This window comes from Brachybacterium sp. J144, assembly GCF_036321705.1.
Taxonomy (GTDB): domain Bacteria; phylum Actinomycetota; class Actinomycetes; order Actinomycetales; family Dermabacteraceae; genus Brachybacterium.
In genome coordinates this window covers 48,603-66,479 of record NZ_JAZDCG010000011.1, presented here as the reverse complement: position 1 = coordinate 66,479, position 17,877 = coordinate 48,603, and the positions used below count along the sequence as shown (strand labels likewise).

General features: G+C 73.1%; 14 protein-coding genes. 7 read left to right on the top strand and 7 right to left on the bottom strand.

Going from position 1 to position 17,877, the window contains the following annotated elements; translation table 11 throughout:
- Nucleotides 1-15 precede the first annotated feature (15 nt).
- Both V1260_RS05625 and V1260_RS05620 read left to right on the top strand, forming a co-directional pair.
- Nucleotides 16-1,428 carry a four-carbon acid sugar kinase family protein gene (locus V1260_RS05625; RefSeq protein WP_329745824.1) on the top strand — a complete coding sequence of 471 codons (1,413 nt, stop codon included), beginning with the start codon at nucleotides 16-18 and terminating at the stop codon, nucleotides 1,426-1,428.
- Nucleotides 1,428-2,309, top strand: coding sequence for an NAD(P)-dependent oxidoreductase (locus tag V1260_RS05620; protein WP_329745823.1), 882 nt, complete (start codon nucleotides 1,428-1,430; stop codon nucleotides 2,307-2,309). The genes V1260_RS05625 and V1260_RS05620 overlap by 1 nt, the downstream gene beginning before the upstream one ends.
- A 194-nt stretch (nucleotides 2,310-2,503) precedes the next feature.
- Here the strand turns inward: V1260_RS05620 and V1260_RS05615 are convergent, their stop codons facing one another.
- The 4 genes from V1260_RS05615 to iolD all read right to left on the bottom strand — a co-directional run bounded on the left by V1260_RS05615 (nucleotide 2,504) and on the right by iolD (nucleotide 8,490).
- Nucleotides 2,504-3,676, bottom strand: a complete 1,173-nt coding sequence (locus tag V1260_RS05615) for a Gfo/Idh/MocA family protein (RefSeq protein WP_329745822.1) — start codon at nucleotides 3,674-3,676, stop codon at nucleotides 2,504-2,506.
- Nucleotides 3,677-3,714: 38 nt separating this feature from the next.
- A complete protein-coding gene (locus tag V1260_RS05610; protein WP_329745821.1) occupies nucleotides 3,715-4,665 on the bottom strand; it encodes a TIM barrel protein in 951 nt (316 codons plus the stop codon).
- Between the two features lie 229 nt (nucleotides 4,666-4,894).
- Nucleotides 4,895-6,391 carry a CoA-acylating methylmalonate-semialdehyde dehydrogenase gene (locus V1260_RS05605; RefSeq protein WP_329745820.1) on the bottom strand — a complete coding sequence of 499 codons (1,497 nt, stop codon included), beginning with the start codon at nucleotides 6,389-6,391 and terminating at the stop codon, nucleotides 4,895-4,897.
- Between the two features lie 131 nt (nucleotides 6,392-6,522).
- On the bottom strand, nucleotides 6,523-8,490 hold the full coding sequence (gene iolD, locus V1260_RS05600) for a 3D-(3,5/4)-trihydroxycyclohexane-1,2-dione acylhydrolase (decyclizing) (protein ID WP_329745819.1): 1,968 nt from the start codon (nucleotides 8,488-8,490) through the stop codon (nucleotides 6,523-6,525).
- A 614-nt stretch (nucleotides 8,491-9,104) separates the two neighbouring features.
- Between iolD and iolC the strand changes: the two genes are divergently transcribed.
- The 5 genes from iolC (at nucleotide 9,105) to V1260_RS05575 (ending at nucleotide 14,038) form a co-directional block, all read left to right on the top strand.
- Nucleotides 9,105-10,169 (top strand): 5-dehydro-2-deoxygluconokinase, encoded by a 1,065-nt coding sequence (gene iolC, locus V1260_RS05595; protein ID WP_329745818.1) that lies wholly within the window; start codon nucleotides 9,105-9,107, stop codon nucleotides 10,167-10,169.
- Nucleotides 10,166-11,083: a Cgl0159 family (beta/alpha)8-fold protein gene (locus V1260_RS05590; RefSeq protein WP_329745817.1), complete on the top strand. Its 918-nt coding sequence runs from the start codon at nucleotides 10,166-10,168 to the stop codon at nucleotides 11,081-11,083. The genes iolC and V1260_RS05590 overlap by 4 nt, the downstream gene beginning before the upstream one ends.
- 35 nt (nucleotides 11,084-11,118) lie before the next feature.
- The gene (iolB, locus tag V1260_RS05585) at nucleotides 11,119-12,000 is read left to right on the top strand and encodes a 5-deoxy-glucuronate isomerase (RefSeq protein WP_329745816.1); all 882 of its coding nucleotides are present in this window, start codon (nucleotides 11,119-11,121) and stop codon (nucleotides 11,998-12,000) included.
- On the top strand, nucleotides 11,997-13,085 hold the full coding sequence (locus V1260_RS05580) for a Gfo/Idh/MocA family protein (RefSeq protein ID WP_329745815.1): 1,089 nt from the start codon (nucleotides 11,997-11,999) through the stop codon (nucleotides 13,083-13,085). The genes iolB and V1260_RS05580 overlap by 4 nt, the downstream gene beginning before the upstream one ends.
- Nucleotides 13,086-13,159: 74 nt before the next feature.
- Complete coding sequence (locus tag V1260_RS05575) at nucleotides 13,160-14,038, top strand: GntR family transcriptional regulator (protein ID WP_329745814.1); 879 nt, start codon at nucleotides 13,160-13,162, stop codon at nucleotides 14,036-14,038.
- A 121-nt stretch (nucleotides 14,039-14,159) separates the two neighbouring features.
- Here V1260_RS05575 and V1260_RS05570 read toward each other — a convergent pair whose 3' ends face one another.
- From V1260_RS05570 to V1260_RS05560, 3 genes are read right to left on the bottom strand one after another with little or no spacing between them, the layout of a single operon-like run.
- The gene (locus V1260_RS05570; RefSeq protein WP_329745813.1) at nucleotides 14,160-15,191 is read right to left on the bottom strand and encodes a nucleoside hydrolase; all 1,032 of its coding nucleotides are present in this window, start codon (nucleotides 15,189-15,191) and stop codon (nucleotides 14,160-14,162) included.
- Between the two features lie 40 nt (nucleotides 15,192-15,231).
- On the bottom strand, nucleotides 15,232-16,947 hold the full coding sequence (locus V1260_RS05565; RefSeq protein WP_329745812.1) for a hypothetical protein: 1,716 nt from the start codon (nucleotides 16,945-16,947) through the stop codon (nucleotides 15,232-15,234).
- The gene (locus tag V1260_RS05560) at nucleotides 16,944-17,714 is read right to left on the bottom strand and encodes an SDR family NAD(P)-dependent oxidoreductase (RefSeq protein ID WP_329745811.1); all 771 of its coding nucleotides are present in this window, start codon (nucleotides 17,712-17,714) and stop codon (nucleotides 16,944-16,946) included. The genes V1260_RS05565 and V1260_RS05560 overlap by 4 nt, the downstream gene beginning before the upstream one ends.
- Between the last annotated feature and the right edge of the window lie 163 nt (nucleotides 17,715-17,877).

The following is a 17,877-nucleotide window of genomic DNA, read 5'->3' as shown; positions in this document are numbered from 1 at the left end:
TCGAAGGAGTCCCGCATGTCCACCCCCGCTCCCGTCGCTCGCCGCCTGCTCGTGCTGGACGACGACCCCACCGGGTCGCAGTGCGTGGCGGGGGTGGACGTGGTCCTCGACCTCGACACCGACCGCGCAGCCCAGGTGCTCACCACCCCCGGCGCGACCTGCTTCGTGCTCACCAACTCCCGCGCCCTCGACGAGGCGGAGGCCGTGGCCCTGACCCGCCGCGTGGTGGGCGGGGTGCTGGACGCGCTGGGCACCGAGGCGGCGGCCGACGGGGGCCTGCACATCGTCTCCCGCTCCGACTCGACCCTGCGCGGGCACGTCCTCGCCGAGCCGCGGGCGATCGCCGCCGAGCTCGCCGCCCGCGGCCGCACGGTGGACGCGATCCTGTTCGTCCCCGCGATGCTCGAGGCCGGCCGCTTCACCGAGGGCGATGTCCACTACGCGCGCGTCGGCGGGGAGGTGCTCCGCGTCGAGGACACCGACTTCGCCCGCGACGCCACCTTCGGCTACACCCGCTCCGACCTGCGGGACTTCCTCGAGGAGTGCTCCGGCGGCGAGCTGTCCGCGGCGGAGGTCCTCAGCATCTCCCTTGAGGACATCCGCGTCGGCGGCGTCGACCGCGTCGAGGAGATCCTCGCCGGGGCCCGCCATGGCCGCTGGGTCGTCGTCAACGCGACCGAGTACGCGGACATGGAGGTCGTCGCCGCGGCGGTCGGCCGCCGTGAGTCCGCGGGGGCGACCCTCGTCAGCCGCTGCGCGCCGTCCTTCGTGCGGCCGCTCGCCGGCCAGCACGGCGCGCGGGTGCTCGACGCCGACGCGATTCCCGTCGGCGCCGAGCGGCTGGAGCACGGCCTGGTCGTGGTCGGCTCCCACGTCGGCCTCACGACGACGCAGCTGCGCGCGGTGCAGGAGCGCGGCGGCCTCGTCGAGGTCGAGATCGACGTGCCCTCCGTGCTCGATGCGCGCCGTGAGCAGCACCTGGCCGAGATCGCGGAACGTCTGCGCGCGAGCCTCGTCCACGACGACTGCGTCGTCTACACCAGCCGCGAACTGGTGCGCACCGACGACCCCGCGGAGTCGCTCGCCATCGCCCGCAGTGTGTCCGACGCCGTGGTCGAGGTGGTGCGGCAGGTGCGGACCGTGCGTCCCGCCTGGGTGGTCGCCAAGGGCGGCATCACCTCGCACGAGGTCGCAGCCTCCGGCCTGGGGATCAGCCGCGCACGGGTCGCGGGCCAGTTCTGGCCCGGCCAGGTGTCGCTCTTCGCCGCCGAGGACGCGCCGGACGAGGTGCTCGGCATGCCGTACGTCGTCTTCCCCGGGAACGTCGGCGGGGAGCAGGCCCTCGCCGACGTGGTCGACGTGCTGACGGCGGCGGTCCGCCGCCCCCGCCCTGATACCGCCCCCGCCCCCACCCCGAGGAGCTCCTGATGACCACCACCCCCTCCGTCGCCTGGATCGGCCTCGGCGCGATCGGCGCCCCCATGGCCCGCGCGCTCGCGGGCGCCGGCCTCCCCGTGACGGCCTTCGACGTGTTCCCGGCGGCCCGCGAGGCCCTCGCCGACGTCGCCACGATCGCCGGCACCGCCCGGGAGGCCGTGCGCGGCACCGACGTCGTCGCCGTCATGGTCGCGACCCCCGAACAGCTCGAGGCCGTGCTCCACGGCGAGGAGGACGGCATCGCCGGCGAGCTCACGGCGGAGACGGTGCTGCTGATCATGTCCACCGTCGGCCCCGCCGCCGTCGAGGCGGCCGTCGCGCGGCTCGCGGGCGTGTCCAGCAGCATCGTCGACGCCCCGGTCTCCGGCGGAGCGGCACGGGCCGCGACCGGCGACCTGCTGGTGATGGTCGGCGGCGCCGAGGCCGACGTCGCCGCCGTGCGCCCCGTCCTCGACGCGCTCGCCGCGAACGCCCCCGTCGTCGGCCCCCGACCCGGCGACGGACAGCGGTTCAAGATCGTCAACCAGCTGCTGTGCGGCGTGCACATCGCCGCCGCGGGGGAGGCGATCGCCCTCGCGGACCGGATGGGGCTCGACGTGCGCCAGGTCCACGAGGTGCTGAACACGGGGGCGGCCCACTCGTTCATGTTCGCCGACCGCGGCGGGCGCATGGTCGAGGAGGCCTACGACGACGTCCGCTCCGCGCTGACCATCTTCGTCAAGGACATGGGGCTCGTCACCGAGGCCGCCGCGGAGGTGGGGCAGCAGGTGCCCCTGGCCACGGCCGCCCAGGCGCTGTACCGGCGCGGCAGCGAGCTCGGGCACGACCGCCGCGACGACTCGATCGTCCGCGAGGTCCTGCGCGAGGGGTGAAGGCGGGCGGCCCGCCACCTCCCGGTTACCGGCGGGTAGCGGCGTCTGAGGGAGCATGTGCGGCGGAACATGCTCCCTCAGGCGCCGTACTTGCTTGGGGGGCCGATTCCCGGCGACGCGCGGGGGCCGAGCGCCGTAACACGTGGTGTGGCCGACTCCCGGCCGATTCCCGGTCGCGACCCACCCGTCGGCCCTCACCCCGCGGGGACGGCCTCCCACTGCCGCGACGCGGCGGACCGCACCACGGCCTCGCAGACCTCCGCCGCGCGCAGCCCGTCGGCCGTGGACGGCGCCCGGTCCGTGCCGTGCACCGCATCGGAGAGGAAGGCGGCCGCCTCGATGGTCTTGAGGTCGTCGAAGCTCAGCGGGATCCCCGGGCCCGGCTGGAAGCGCGCGTACTCGCCGTGGCCCGCGCCGGTGAGCACCGTGGTGTAGCCGTGCTCGGTGCCGCCGTCGCCCAGCATCACCTCGAACTCGTTCATCCGCGTGAACGACCAGCGCGCCGACCCCTCGGTGCCGTACAGCTCGAGGGCGTAGTCGCTGCGATGCCCCCGGGCGACCCGCGAGGCCTCGAGCGTCGCGTGCGCCCCGCCGTCGAGCCGGGCGAGCGCCGCGACCCAGTCCTCGTTGCCGACCGGACCCCGCTCGGTCGAGACCGCGACCCCGCCGTGTCCGACGCCCGCGCCGAGCGGGAGGGGGCGGTCGGGGATGAGGATGTCGGACGCCGCGGAGACCTCGGTGACGGACTGCCCGGTGACGTGCCGGACGAGGTCGGCGCCGTGGGAGAGCAGGTCCCCGATCACGCCGCTGCCTGCCCGCTCACGGTCGTAGCGCCAGGTCAGCGGGCCGTCGGGGGAGGAGGCGTAGTCGGCGAAGAGCCAGCAGCGCACGGTGGTGATCCGGCCGAGCCGCCCGCTGCGGACCAGCTCCCGCAGGTGGGCGACCGCCGGGGCGTGGCGGTAGTTGAAGCCCACCGCGGTCGCGACCCCCGCCTCCTGCGCGGCGCGGTGGATCTCGCGGGACTCCGCCGCGGAGACCCCCATCGGCTTCTCGATCCAGAACGGCTTGCCGGCCGCCGCGGCGGCGAGCGCGAAGTCGCGGTGCAGGAAGTTCGGCGAGCAGATCGACACGACCTGGACCGCCGGATCCGCGAGCAGCTCGTCGATGCCCGCGACGACCCGCTCGGCGCCGAACTGCTCCATGGCCGCCCGCCGGTTCTCCTCGATCGGGTCCGCGGCGACGACGAGACGCGGCCGGATGCCGAGCTCGGGGAATCGGGTCGGGATCCGCTGGTAGCTGCTGGAGTGGAGGCGCCCCATCCAGCCGAGGCTGACGACGCCGACGCCGATCTCACGCACCGGAGCCACCGCCGCCGAGCAGGATCGTCACCATGGGAGGGCTCCTCTCACTTCACGCCGAGGCCGCACTCGGCCAGGAACTCGCGGGTCGCGATCGCGTTCGGCAGCGGCAGCGACGGGTCGCAGGGGTAGAGGTCCTGCTCGCAGATCACGTACAGCTCCTTGTCGAGCGTGGCCAGCTTCGCGACCAGGTCCCGCATGTCCGGCAGACCGGCCGGCGGCTTCACCGAGGCGCCCTTGGCGACGGCCTCGCCGAAGGGCCAGTCCTTCTCGTGGGCCTCGCGGGTGATGTCCGGGTCGAAGGCCTTGATGTGCACGTACCCGATCCGCTCGGGGTACTCGTCGATCATCGCGATCGGATCCCCGCCGCCGTAGACGATGTGGCCGGTGTCCAGGCAGAAGCTGACGAGCTCCGGGTCGGTCGCCGCGAAGACGCGGGCGATCTCCTCGGGGGTCTCGATGTGGGAGTCGCCGTGGGGGTGCAGCACCATCTGCAGGCCGTAGTCCTGCTTCATGATGCGGCCCAGCTCGTTCGCGTTCTCGACGTAGCGCCGCCACGCCGCACCGGTCAGCTCCCGGTCGTCGGTGAACTCCCAGGTCTTCTCGTCGCGGTACATCGGGGGCAGGTGCACGATGTACTCGGCGCCGACGGCGGCGTGCGTCTCGGCGATCGCCCGGAAGGTCCGCTCGGTCTCCGCCCACGCCTCCTCCTTGTGCAGGATGCCCCAGCCGGTCCCGGCGACGACGCGGAAGCCGTGCTCGTCCATGACGGACTGCAGCTCCTTTGCGTCCTGCGGGAAGTAGCCCCACGGCCCGGTCTCCATCACGGAGAACCCGGCCTCCGCCATCTCCGCGAGGGCGGAGCGCCAGGGGATCTGCTGCTCGTCCTCGGGGAACCACACGCCCCACTGATCCGGGCACACCCCGATGGTGAGCTTGTCGAACGGTGCCTCGGGGTTGCGGGAGCGGTCGGGGACGGGCGCGGTGCCGGGGATCATGGGGTCTCCTTCGACGGGTGGGAGCGGTGGCGCGGGCGGCGCGGGACGGGCAGTGGGGCGCTGGGCGGCGCGGACGGGCGGTGCGGCGGCCATCCTCCCCGCGGCGCCCCGGGATGGCCTGTTTCTCAACCACTTTCGGCCCGGAAATGGTTGAGAAACAGGCCAGAGCCGATGGCCCGGAGCCGACGGGCTGTCAGGTGGCGGCGCGACGGACGGCCGATGGGCCGGGTCAGTCGTGGGTCGGGAAGCTCATCGAGCTCTCGACGGACTCGTTCTGCGCGGGCCAGCGCGTCGTGACGGCCTTCTGCCGGGTGTAGAAGGAGACGCCCTCGGGCCCGTGGGCATGATGCTCGCCGAACAGCGAGTCCTTCCAGCCGCCGAAGGAGTAGTAGCCCACCGGGGTCGGGATCGGCACGTTGATGCCGATCATGCCCACCTGGATCTCGTCCTCGAAGCGGCGCGCGTAGTGGCCGGAGTCGGTGAAGATCGCGGTGCCGTTCCCGAACGGCGAGGCGTTGACCAGCTCGATCGCCGCATCGAAGTTCGGCACGTGCATCACCACGAGCAGCGGGCCGAAGACCTCGTCGGTGTAGGTCGGGTGATCCGCGGCGAGATCGGTGATCACCGTCGGCCCCACGAAGTTGCCGTTCTCGAAGCCCTCGACCACGAGCCCGCGCCCGTCGACGACGATCGTGGCGCCCGCAGCCTCGGCCTCGTCGGTCATGCGGATCACGCGCGCCTTCGCGTCGGGCGTGATCACCGGCGGCATGTCGGTGCCCTCGCGGTCGCCGGGGCCGACCACGAGCTTCTCGGCCCCGGCCGTGATCGCGGCGAGGAACTCCTCGTGCACAGCGCCCACGGTCACCGCGACCGGCACGGCCATGCAGCGCTCGCCGGCGGAGCCGAAGGCGCCCGAGGCGATCTGCGCGGCGGCGAACTCGACGTTCGCGTCCGGCATCACGACCGCGTGGTTGTTCGCGCCGCCGAGGGCCTGCACCCGCTTCCCCGCCGCGGAGGCGGTGGCGTGGACGTGCTTCGCGATCGGCGTCGAGCCGACGAAGGAGACCGCCGCGATGCCGTCGTGCGTGCACAGCGCGTCGACGACCTCCTTGCCGCCGTGGACCACCTGGAACACGCCGTCGGGCAGACCGGCCTCCTGGTAGAGGCGGGCGACGAGGTTCGAGGCGGAGGGGTCGCGCTCGGAGGGCTTGAGGACGAAGGCGTTGCCGGTCGCGATCGCGATGGGGTGCATCCAGAAGGGCACCATCACCGGGAAGTTGAACGGGGTGATGCCGGCGACGACGCCGAGCGGCTGGCGGAGGGTGTGCCCGTCGACGCCGGTGGAGATGTTCTGCGAGAAGCCGCCCTTGAGGTCCTGGGTGATGGACGTGGCGAACTCGAGGGTCTCCAGGCCGCGGGCGATCTCGCCCTTCGCGTCGGCGAGGGTCTTACCGTGCTCGCGGGTGATGACGGCGGCGATCTCGTCGGTGTGCTCGATCATCAGCTGCCGCATGCGGTACAGGATCTGGGTGCGCCGGGCGAGCGAGACCTTCGCCCACTCCTTCTGCGCGGCGGCGGCGACCTGCACGGCGCGGTCGACGGTCCCCGCATCGCCCAGGTGCAGCGTCCCGACCGCGGCGCCGGTCGCGGGGTCCATGATCGGCTGCGTGGCGCCGGAGCCGGCGACCTCCTGGCCGTCGATCCAGTGGGTGATCTCGTATCCCATGGGGTTCCCTTCGTGGTCTGCGGGGTCTGCGGGGTCTGTGTGGTCTGCGGGGTCTGCGGGGCGTTGGGCCGACGGGGGCCGCGTGGGACGGCCGACGGGGCCGCGCGGGGCGGCGCCCGGGTCCGACGGGGTCAGAGGTAGTGACGCTGCGGGGCGATCTCGGCCTCGTACCGGGCGCGGGCCGCCTGCGTGGACTCGAGCCGGGAGACGGCGCTGACCGGCACGTCCCACCAGCCGATCCCGGGCGGGTTCGGACCGTACAGGTTCGTGTTCACCACGATCGCGGTCGCCTCGGTCGACGCCGCCGCGCGACGGTAGGCCTTGCGGAAGGACTCCGCATCGGAGACCTCCTGCACCTCGAGGCCGTAGGAGCGGATGTTGGCGGGGATGTCGAAGGGGAGCGTGTCCCCGTCGAGCAGGCCGCTCTCCTCGCTGCGCATCCGGTACCGGGTCCCGAAACGCTGGCTGCCGTGGGACTCGGAGAGGGAGCCGATCGAGGACCAGCCGTGGTTCTGCAGGATGACCAGGATGACCTTGACCCGCTCGGCGACGATCGTGGCGATCTCCTGCGGCGCCATCTGGAAGGTGCCGTCGCCGATGATCGCGACCACCTCCGCGTCGGGCGCGGCCATCTTCGCGCCGAGCGACGCGGGCAGCTCGTACCCCATGCACGAGAAGCCGTACTCGAGGTGGTACTGCCGCGGGGAGCGTGCGATCCACAGCGCCTGCAGGTCGCCTGGCATGGAGCCGGCGGCGTTGATGAGGATGTCGTCATCGCGCATCAGCTCGTTGAGCGCGCCGAAGATCTCGGTCTGGGCCGGGAGCTCCTGATCGTGCGGGGCGAAGCAGGGCGCGACGAGCTCCCGCCAGGCCGCGCGCAGGCCGCGGGCGCGCTCGCCGTGCTGCGCGGGGACCTGCCAGCCCTCGAGGCCGGCCCGCAGCGCGTCGAGCCCCTCCCGCGCATCGGCGACCAGCATCGTCGCGGCGTGCTTCGCCGCGTCGAACGCCTTCACGTTGAGGTTCACGAAGCGGACGTCCGGGTTCCGGAAGGCCGTGTGGGAGGCGGTGGTGAAGTCGGTGTAGCGGGTGCCCACGCCGATCACGACGTCGGCCTCGGCGGCGAGCGTGTTCGCGGCGTCGGTGCCGGTCGCGCCCACGCCGCCCAGGCTCAGCGGGTGGTCGCCGTGCAGCGCGCCCTTCCCGGCCTGCGTGTCGAGCACGGGGATCCCGGTCGCGTCGGTGAACGCGGTGAGCGCGTCGCTCGCGCCGGAGTAGATCGCGCCGCCGCCGGCGATGACGACGGGGCGCTGCGCGCCGCGGATCACCTCGAGGGCTCGGTCGAGCGCCGCCGGCTCCGGCACGGGGCGGCCGACGTGCCAGGTCCGCTCGGCGAACAGCGCGAGCGGCCAGTCGTGCGCCTCGGCCTGCACGTCCTGGGGCAGGCAGATCGTCACGGCGCCCGTCTCGGCAGGATCGGTGAGGACGCGCATCGCCGCCAGGAGCGAGGGGATGAGCTGCTCGGGGCGCCAGATGCGGTCGAAGAAGCGTGAGACGGGGCGGAAGGCGTCGTTGACGGAGACGTCGAGGGCGCGCTCGTCCTCGAGCTGCTGCAGCACCGGGTCGACGGCGCGGTTCGCGAAGACGTCGCTGGGCAGGATCAGCACCGGGATGCGGTCGATCGTGGCGAGCGCGGCGCCCGTGACCATGTTCGTCGAGCCGGGGCCGATCGAGGCGGTGCAGGCGAGGGTCTGCAGGCGGTCGCGGGTGCGCGCGTACGCGACCGCGGTGTGCACCATGTTCTGCTCGTTGCGCGCCTGGTAGTAGGGCATCGCAGCCTCGGCGGGAACAGCGGCCTCGGCGGGGCCCGGGTCTATCGCGTTCTGCAGCAGCGCCTGGCCGAGGCCCGCGACGTTGCCGTGGCCGAAGATCCCGAAGACGCCGGGGATGAGGCGCTGCCGCACGCCGTCGCGCTCGCTGTGCTGGGCGGCGAGGAAGCGCACCAGGGCCTGGGCGACGGTGAGCCGGATCGTTCCGGCGGGGGCCGACGACGCGGCGGGGGCCGACGATGTCCCGGCGGGGGCCGAAGGGGTCTCGCTCATGCTGCCTCCGTGGTGCAGGCCCGCCGTGCTGTGGGGCGGGAGTCGGACCCGCCGTGCGCGCCGGCGGGCGTGTCGGTGCCACTGCCGGAGACCGCACGGGGTCCTCTCGACGGTGAGCTCGTCCGACAAGCATGGCCCGCCAGGCCGAGCATGTCAACACTTTGTCATGACAAGACGATCACGTGCTCGCCGCAGCATCGCCGCAGGTCAGAGGCGCTAACGCGGTTATAGTCGGGCTGCGGGGGCCTTCCCGGTCCGGGCATCCTGTTTTAGCTTCCCGTCTGGTCGGCATTGCTCGATCACTACGACAGGACAATCCGGCCTCGGTCTCGTCGGCATCCTTCGCGGGGATTGTCGGGGCCCATGGCGGGATTCGTCGGAATCCCTCGCGAGACCGCAGGACCTGGTCGGGCGGGCCGTGGTCGCCGCACTTCCGGCCCCTGCTCCTGTCTGAGGCGGGTCGGCGGAGGTGCACTCGACACCGTCCAACACATCGCGCTCTTTGTATGGACATAGAAGCTCCCGCGTGTGATCATGGGGCACCGGGAGGATCGTGGGGCAGAGCAGCCCACGAGATCCGCACCGGGTTCTGACGCAGGGAGGCATGGAGAGCCATGGCAACTGATCTCGACATCATCACGTTCGGCCGCAGCGGCGTGGACATCTACCCCTTGGAGATCGAGAAGGGGCTCGAGGACGTCACCAGCTTCGGGAAGTTCCTCGGCGGCAGCCCCACCAACGTCGCCGTCGCCGCGGCACGGCTCGGGCACCGCCCCGCGGTGATCACCGGCGTGGGCGATGATCCCTTCGGCCGCTACGTCGTGCAGGAGATGGAGCGACTGGGCGTCTCGGGCCGCTACGCGGTGAAGAACACCGAGCTGAACACCCCGATCACCCTGTGCGAGATCTTCCCGCCGGACGACTTCCCGCTGTACTTCTACCGTCAGCCCAGCGCCCCGGACCTGCAGGTCGCGCCCGAGCACCTGGACCTTCCCGCCATCCGGGAGGTGCCGCTGTTCTGGTTCTCCGGCACGGGCCTCTCCGAGGAGCCCAGCCGCTCCGCCCACCACGCCGCCCTCGAAGCCCGCGGGACCGATGGCGGCCCGACGGGCGGTCACACCGTCTTCGACCTCGACTATCGGCCCATGTTCTGGTCCTCGGTCGAGGAGGCCCGCGAGCAGTACCGCGCGGCGCTGCGCTACGCGACGGTCGCCGTCGGCAATCGGGAGGAGTGCGAGGTCGCCGTCGGCGAGACCGAGCCCGAGCGTGCGGCCGACGCCCTGCTCGCGGCCGGCGTGCAGATCGCGATCGTCAAGCAGGGCCCGAAGGGGGTGCTCGGCAAGACGGCCGACGAGCGCGTGGTCGTCGCCCCCAACCTGATCCAGGTGATCAACGGCCTCGGCGCCGGCGACAGCTTCGGCGGCTCGCTCTGCCACGGCCTGCTCACCGGCCAGTCCCTCGAGGAGACGCTGACCCGTTGCAATGCGGCCGGCGCCATCGTCACCAGCCGCCTCGAGTGCTCCACCGCCATGCCCACCACCGAGGAGATCGACCTGCTCCTCGCGGGCGGCGACCCCAACCACGGACAGACCGTCGAGGAGATGCTGGGCGCCCTGCGCGACCGTGGCACGGCGCGCGAGGGCGGCGCCGCGCAGCGAGCCGGAGCGGAGGCCCGATGAGCGGCCCCGACGCCTTCGTCTCGACCTACGACGAGGTCACGCGCGTGCGCGTCGAGGATCCGGGCCGGTTCGCCCGTCTCGCCGCCGCCCGCTCCCGCCGCACCGTCGCCGACACCGACGGCACCATGATGATCATCGCGGCGGACCATCCCGCGCGCGGTGCCCTTGCCGTCGGTCCCCGCCCCGACGCCATGGCCTCCCGCACCGAGCTGCTGGACCGGCTGCGCGAGGCGCTCGCCGTCCCGGGCGTCGACGGGGTGCTCGGCACCGCCGACATCCTCGAGGACCTGCTGGTGATGGGGGCGCTCGAGGACAAGGTCGTGTTCGCCTCGATGAACCGCGGTGGCCTCCAGGGCAGTTCGTGGGAGATTGAGGACCGCTTCACCGCCTACGACGCCACCGCGATCAAGCGGGCCGGCTTCGACGGCGGGAAGATGCTCACCCGCATCGACCTCGACGATGACCGCACCGCCTTCATCCTCGAGGCCAGCGCGAACGCGGTCACCGACCTCGCGCGCCACGAGCTGATCGCCATGGTCGAGCCGTTCCTGTCCTCCCGCCCCGGCGGGCCGGGCACCAAGATCATCAACGACCTCTCCCCGGAGGCGGTCATCTCCTCGATCCACATCGCCCAGGGCCTCGGCGCGACCAGCGCCTACACCTGGCTGAAGCTGCCCGCGGTCGAGGACATGGAGCGCGTCATGGACGCGACCACGCTGCCCACCCTGATCCTCGGCGGCGACCCGGTGGACGACGATCCGGCGACCCTCCGCGCCTCGTGGGGGCGGGCGCTCGCCCGCCCGAACGTGCGCGGGCTCGTCGTCGGCCGCACCCTGCTGTACCCGGCGGGGGACGACGTGACCGCCGCGGTGACCGCGTCGGTCGACATGGTCCGCGCCGCGAGCGCCGGCTGACCGTCCGGACGAAGCCCCAGAGCAGGAGAGCATCCATGAGCACCACCGAGCAGCTCCACCTCCCGGCCGGATCCACCGGCCGCGGCAGCTACGAGACGATCATCGATCCCGGCGCGCGCGAGGGCTGGGTCCACACCGGCCTGCGCGTCCTGGCGCTCGCCCCGGGCGGCAGCGAGGCCGTCACCGCGAACGGCGTCGAGGCGATGGTCGTGCCGCTGAACGGGGCGTGCCAGGTCTCCGTCGGCGGGGAGACCCACCACCTGCGCGGCCGGCCCGACGTCTTCGCCGCCGCGACCGACGTGCTCTACGTGCCCGTCGGCTCCCAGCTGACGATCTCGTCGGAGGGCGGGGGCCGCTTCGCGCTCGCGACCGCCGTCGCGACCGGCGCGCATCCGGTCACCCTGATCCGCGCCGAGGACGTGCCGGTCGAGATCCGCGGCGGCGGCAGCATGACCCGGAAGGTGCGGAACTTCGGCGCCGTCGGTGCCTTCGACGGCATGGACTCGCTCATCGCCTGCGAGGTCATCACCCCCGGCGGGAACTGGTCCAGCTATCCCGCGCACAAGCACGACGAGACCACTGAGACCGAGAGCGAGCTCGAGGAGATCTACTACTACGAGATCCAGGACGGGCCCGCCGGTCCCGGATTCGGCTACCACCAGACCACCGCGAGCGGCGAGGGCAAGCCGATCGACGTGCTCGTCGAAGTGCGCAGCGGCGACACCGTGCTCGTCCCGCACGGCTGGCACGGCCCCTGCGCCGCCGCCCCCGGTCACGACATGTACTACCTCAACGTCATGGCCGGCCCCGAGGCGGAGCGGGCCTGGAACATCACCGACCATCCCGAGCAGACCTGGGTGCGCGGCACCTGGGCCGACGCCGGGATCGACCCCCGACTCGACGGAGAGACCCGATGACCGCAGAGCAGACCGCACCCCCGCAGCCCGGATCGGGGCCCGTCGCCTCGCAGAGCGCCTCCGCCGCCCCGCCGGACGTGCGCATCGGCGTGATCGGCGTCGGCCGCATGGGCGCCGACCACGTCGATCGGCTCTCGCGCCGCATCAAGGGGGCGCGCGTGAGCGTGCTCAGCGACTACCTGCGCGAGACCGCCGAAAAGGTCTCCGCCACCGCCCCTGGCTCCCGCGTGGTCGACACCTGGCAGGAGGTGATCGCCGCGGCGGATGTTGATGCCGTGCTCATCGCCAGCCCCGGCCAGTTCCACCGCGAGCAGGTCCTGGCCTGCCTCGAGGCGGGCAAGCCGGTGCTCTGCGAGAAGCCGCTCGCGATGAACCCGTCCGACGCCTACGACGTGGTCCGCGCCGAGCACGAGGCCGGTCGGGCGCTCGTCTCCCTCGGCTTCATGCGCCGCTTCGACGCGGGCTACGGCCAGCTCAAGGACGCCCTCGAGGCGGGCGAGCTCGGCACCCCGCTGCTGCTGAACTGCAAGCACCGCAACGCCTCCGTGCTGCCCGGATTCACCGACACCCACATGGTCTACGACTCGGCCGTGCACGAGATCGACGCGATCTCCTTCTTCCTCGACGAGCCGGTGGTCTCGGTGCAGACCGTCATGCCGCGCTCCACCGAGAAGGCGCCCGAGGGTCTGCACGACCCGCTGCTGTTCCTCTTCCGCACGGCCTCCGGCACCGTCGTCACGGACGAGCTGTGGGTCAGCACCGATGCCGGCTACGAGGTGCGCACCGAGCTCGTCGGCTCGAAGGGCGCGGCGACCGTGGGCCAGGAGGCCGGGATGGTCACCACCCAGCAGGCCGGCTCCCGCTGGGGCGGCGCCGTGCCGCTCGACTTCCGGCCGCGCTTCCTCGCCGCCTACGACGCGGAGGTGCAGGCCTGGGTCGCTGCGGTGGCCGACGGGAGCAACATCGCGCCGCGCTCGGCGACCGCCTGGGACGGCTACGTCGCGGCCGCCGTGTGCGAGGCCGCCGAGCAGTCCCTCGCCGCCGACGGCGCGGTCGCGGTGACCTTGCGGGACCGGCCCGCCTGATCCGGCCCGACGGGGTGGTTCGCGATGAGCCGCCCCGTATTCTGCGGCACAGCACGGAACTCGAGGAGGACGACGTGGACAGCGAGACCGCGAGCAGCGCAGCGGAGGGCGGCGCTCCCGAGGCGGACGCCGACGAGCCCGGTACGCCCGAGGCGGTCGCCGACGAGCCCGGTACGCCCGAGGCGGTCGCCGACGAGCCGGGCGCGTCGGAGAACAGCACGATCACCCTCGACCTCACGATCGAGCGCGACGCGAGCACCCCGCTGTACCTGCAGCTCGCCGGGGGCATCGAGGACGCGATCCGCTCCGGGATCCTGCCCCCGGGCAGCCGCCTCGAGAACGAACTGGCCCTGTCCAAGCGGCTGAAGCTGTCCCGACCCACCGTGCGCCAGGGCATCCAGGAGCTGGTGGATAAGGGCATGCTGGTGCGCAAGCGCGGCGTGGGCACCCAGGTGGTGCAGGCCCCGGTGAACCGGCAGGTCGCGCTGACCTCGCTGTACGACGACCTGCGCACCGCCGGGAAGTCCCCGCGCACGGAGATCATCGAGTACCGCATCGGTCGGCCGTCCCGGGAGGCGCTGGACCGTCTGCAGCTCTCCCCGGGAGAGCAGGTGCTGGACCTGATCCGGGTCCGCTACGCCGACGGGGAGCCGCTCGCCGTCATGCGCAACTCGATCCCCGAGCGGATCGCCCCCGCCCGCGAGGCGCTCGCCGCCTCCGGTCTGTACGCCTGCCTCCGCGAGCGCGGGATCACGACCGTGCTCGCCCATGAGCGGATCGGCGCGACCGTCGCCGACGAGGAGCACGCCGAGCTGCTCGAGGAGCAGGTCGGCGCCGCGCTGCTGACCATGGAGCGCAAGTCCTTCGCGAACGACGGCAGCGTGATCGAGTTCGGCTACCACGTGTACCGGGCGTCCAGGTACAGCTTCGAGGTCACCCTCGTCGACTCGTGACCGCCGAGTAGCGGCACCTGAGGGAGCATGATCCGCCGAACATGCTCCCTCAGGCGCCGTGATCCGCGGCGCGAGCTGGCTGGGGCCGGCCGGGGCCGGGCGGGGTGCGGGCGGCGTCAGGTCACGGCGCGGTCAGCCAGGCGTCGAGCTCGCGCAGCTTCGCGAACAGGTCCTCGAACATCAGGCGCGTGTCGAGGTGGGTGTAGACCCGCATCGGGCGGGCGTCGGGCCGGGCGGTGTACCCGCCGTCGGCCCCGAGCGCCGGCGTCGGCATCACGACGTGCCGGCTCGAGGACGAGTCCGCCTCGAAGAAGGAGCGCAGCGCGGTGAGCAGCACGAGCGGCGAGTCGCCGAGCGCGTACGTCTCGGGGTGATGGCCGCCGTGACCGGTGACCAGCTCGGTGACGGCGATCGTCTCGTCGTACAGGTAGCGGCCGACGGGGCCGGTCGCCGCGACGCGTCCGCGCAGCTCCGCCTCGGAGACGAGGCACTGGCGGTAGGCGTCGCGCGGCACCTGCCAGATCTCGACCTCGGTGTCGGTGAAGACGATCTGGCCGGCGAGGACGTCGATGAGCAGGTTGTACTCGATCGGCATGGCGCCGGGCGGCGGGGTCGCGAGGCCCTCGTGCTCGTTCCCGCCGATCCACACCAGCGTCATCCGCTCGGCGATGCGCGGCTCGGCGATCAGGGCGGAGGCGATGTCGGTGAGCCCGCCGCCGGCGACGTAGAACAGCGGCTGGTCGGTGTCCTCGCGCAGCGCCTCGGCGATGATCACGTCGAGGGCGGGGGAGCGCTGCGGCTCGGTCCGCGAGGCGAGCGGGGTGTTCGAGCCCTCGACGACCAGGCCGGGAGCATCGAGGCCCATCCGGTCCAGCACGTCCCGCGCGATCGCCGCGGCCTGGGTCGCGGAGTCCGGGTGCGGGTAGAAGCCATCGCCCTCCCGCAGCCGGGATCCGATCACGGCGCGGATGTCGACCGACGGGGAGAGTAGGTGGTGGACCAGCTGGTAGAGGTCGTCGGGGTCGCCGGCGAAGTCGTTGTCGATGATCACGCGGGCGGCCGTCGGGCGGGCCGACGGGACCGACTGCCAGGGGGCGGTGCCCGGCGTCCAGCGCTTCGGGGCGGGGGCGGGCGTGGTGGGCAGACGCGTCATCGTCGGCGGTGTCCTTCGTCGAGAGGGGTGTCGGGGCTGGTCAGAGCGCTGACCAGGAGATCGGGTCGAGGGTGAGCGGGACGTCGCGGCCGGGCAGCAGCACGCGGCGCGGGCGGGGCGAGAGGTTCGCGAGGAGAAGGCTCTCGCCGTCGCCGATCGCCCAGATCAGGGAGTCGGCCGAGCGCCCGGTGGTGAGCGGACGGCCGGCGAGCCCGGCGAGGGCCGACACCGGCGAGGCGGGATCGTGAACGGGGCCGGGCCCGCCCGCGCTGGACGTCTCGCCCGCGCTGGACGTCTCGCCCGCAGGGAAGACGTCGGCGTCGCCGAAGGTCAGCGACGCGACACCCGCGACCGACAGCGCCGCGGCGCTCGCGACGACCCACGCCGCGTGCAACGGGGTCCCGGCGCGGGGGTCCGACGGCGGGGCCGGTACGGGCACGGCCTGCGGCCGGGTCGCGACGTTCGCGAAGCGGGCCAGCAGCGTGATCGGGCCGACGTGCACCGGCAGCCCCGGCGCGCGGGCGGTCAGCTGCTCGGCCAGGAGGCGCTGCATGGCGACCGCCTCAATCAGCTGCTCCGTCTCGAGGGTGTGGAACAGCGGCGTGGTCGCGAAGGCCAGCGCCGACGGATCGGCGGCGAGGACCGTCCCCCACTCGCGGTTCAGCTCGGTGTAGTGCGAACGGGCGCCGCCGACGACGGGGATCCCCTCCGGCAGCACGGCGCGCAGGGCGGCCGCGAGCTCCGCCGTGGTCACGTGCCGGTCTGCGTCGGCGATCCCGACGAACCTCAGCTCCGCACCCGCCTCGACCGCGGCGGTGAGGCGGCGACCCAGCTCCGCGAGGGCCGACGGGTGCGCGGGGGAGGGCGAGACGACCCAGAGGGCGAAGCCGGATCCAGCGTCGGTGAGGGCTGTGTCGAGCGCCCCTGCGAGCGCCGCGTCGAGGCGCGTGGGCCAGTCCGGGTCGGCGAGCTCGAGGTCGAGGTGACCGGTGCCGATCCTGGGCACGATGCCGCCGGAGTGCCAGGTCAGCTGCTCCGGGGAGGCGACCGCTGCATCCCCGTCGGCCGCGCTCGCGGCCCGCACCCCGTCGGCCGTGCCGCCCGCCCGCGCGCCCGCCGTGAGCACGAGCGACTGGCGCACCCCCTCGCCCGCGGGCAGCAAGTACGGGAACGGCTCGTCGAGCGGCCGCGAGTAGGTCTTGAACGAGGCGTCGGTCCAGTTGCGCTGGTCCTCCATCTCGAACACCTCGCCTGCGAGCTCGAGGCGCAGCGGCAGGCCGTCCGCCGCCCAGGCGAGGCCCGCGATGTCCCGCGCAGGCTGATGCGGGCTGACCTGCACGGGGAAGGCGATCTCGGAGACCGCGCCGTCCGGGTGCGTGACCTGCAGGGGCGTGCCGGCGAGCTGCGGCGGATGCAGCACCACGAGCCCGGTGCGGTTCGTCGACGAGTCGGAGCGCGCCGCGAGGTCCAGGTCCACGCGCAGACGGTCCCCGTCGGCCATGACGCGCAACGCGCCAGCCAGATCGAGGCCCAGATCGGCGATCTCCAGATGCAGGGTGAGCGCGTCGGCGTGCGCGTCGACGCGGATCTCCCGCGGCCAGGCCGTCGCCCAGTCCTCGTCGCGGGCGACCGCGCGGATCGCCCGCAGCACCACGTGGCCGTCGCAGCGGACGTCGGCCAGCTCGTCGCCGCGCACCTCGAGCGACCAGCGGCCTGAGGACCAGCGCTGAGCGGCGGCCGGCACGTCGGCGCTCACAGCGAGGTCATGCCGCCGTCGACACGGAACAGCGCACCGGTCGCGAAGGCGGCGTCGTCGCTCGCGAGGAAGACCATGATCCCCTCGACGTCGGCGGGCGCTCCGGGGCGGCCCATCGGGATGCGGCCGACGATCGCCGCGCGCTCCTCCGGGTCGTCGGAGATGCTCGTGACCAGCGGCGTCTCGGTGTAGCCGGGGACGACCGCGTTGACGCGGATGCCGTCCTTCGCGTAGGCGGCGGCGACCGTGCGGGTGAGGCCGTGGATGCCGGCCTTGGTCGTCGCGTAGGAGGTGAAGTCGTTGCCCTCGCCGGTCAGGCCCGTCGGCGAACCGGTGAGGATGATCGAGCCGCCGCCGCTGGCGAGCATCGCGCGGACCGCGTGCTTCACGGTGAGCATCGTGCCGGTGAGGTTGATGTCGACGGTGCGCTGCCAGACGGCGAGGTCGAGGTCGGCGATCTTCGCGTCCTGCCCGAAGAGCTGCACGCCCGCGTTGGCGACCACGACGTCCGGCGTCCAGCCCGCCTCGGCGAGCTCGGCGTACCCGGCCTCGACCGCGGGCTCGGAGGAGATGTCCATGGTCAGGGCGTAGGCGGCGCCCTCGCCGAGCTCGGCGGTGAGGCGGTCGGCGGCGGTGTGGGCGGCGTCGGCATCGCGGTCGGCGATCACGACGCGGGCGCCCTCCCGGGCGAAGCGGGAGGCGACGGCCAGGCCGATGCCGGAGGCGGCGCCGGTGACGAGGGCGGTGCGGGACGCGAGACGAGACATCGTTGGGTCATCCATTCACGAGGTGGTGGGAGCAGTCTGCCCAACCGGTTGACCGGATGGCAAGCGGGTGGTCGAGGCGCGGACGAGTCTGCCAGGGGGCGGGGGCGGCATCGTGCGTCGAGACTGCCATTTCTGTCGGTATCCGCGCCGATACCGACAGCTG

Coding starts and splice junctions, on each gene's coding strand:
- V1260_RS05625 (WP_329745824.1), top strand. CDS start 16: ATGTCCACCCCCGCTCCCGTCGCTCGCCGCCTGCTCGTGCTGGACGAC.
- V1260_RS05620 (WP_329745823.1), top strand. CDS start 1,428: ATGACCACCACCCCCTCCGTCGCCTGGATCGGCCTCGGCGCGATCGGC.
- V1260_RS05610 (WP_329745821.1), bottom strand. CDS start 4,665: ATGATCCCCGGCACCGCGCCCGTCCCCGACCGCTCCCGCAACCCCGAG.
- V1260_RS05605 (WP_329745820.1), bottom strand. CDS start 6,391: ATGGGATACGAGATCACCCACTGGATCGACGGCCAGGAGGTCGCCGGC.
- iolD (WP_329745819.1), bottom strand. CDS start 8,490: ATGAGCGAGACCCCTTCGGCCCCCGCCGGGACATCGTCGGCCCCCGCC.
- iolC (WP_329745818.1), top strand. CDS start 9,105: ATGGCAACTGATCTCGACATCATCACGTTCGGCCGCAGCGGCGTGGAC.
- V1260_RS05590 (WP_329745817.1), top strand. CDS start 10,166: ATGAGCGGCCCCGACGCCTTCGTCTCGACCTACGACGAGGTCACGCGC.
- iolB (WP_329745816.1), top strand. CDS start 11,119: ATGAGCACCACCGAGCAGCTCCACCTCCCGGCCGGATCCACCGGCCGC.
- V1260_RS05580 (WP_329745815.1), top strand. CDS start 11,997: ATGACCGCAGAGCAGACCGCACCCCCGCAGCCCGGATCGGGGCCCGTC.
- V1260_RS05570 (WP_329745813.1), bottom strand. CDS start 15,191: ATGACGCGTCTGCCCACCACGCCCGCCCCCGCCCCGAAGCGCTGGACG.
- V1260_RS05560 (WP_329745811.1), bottom strand. CDS start 17,714: ATGTCTCGTCTCGCGTCCCGCACCGCCCTCGTCACCGGCGCCGCCTCC.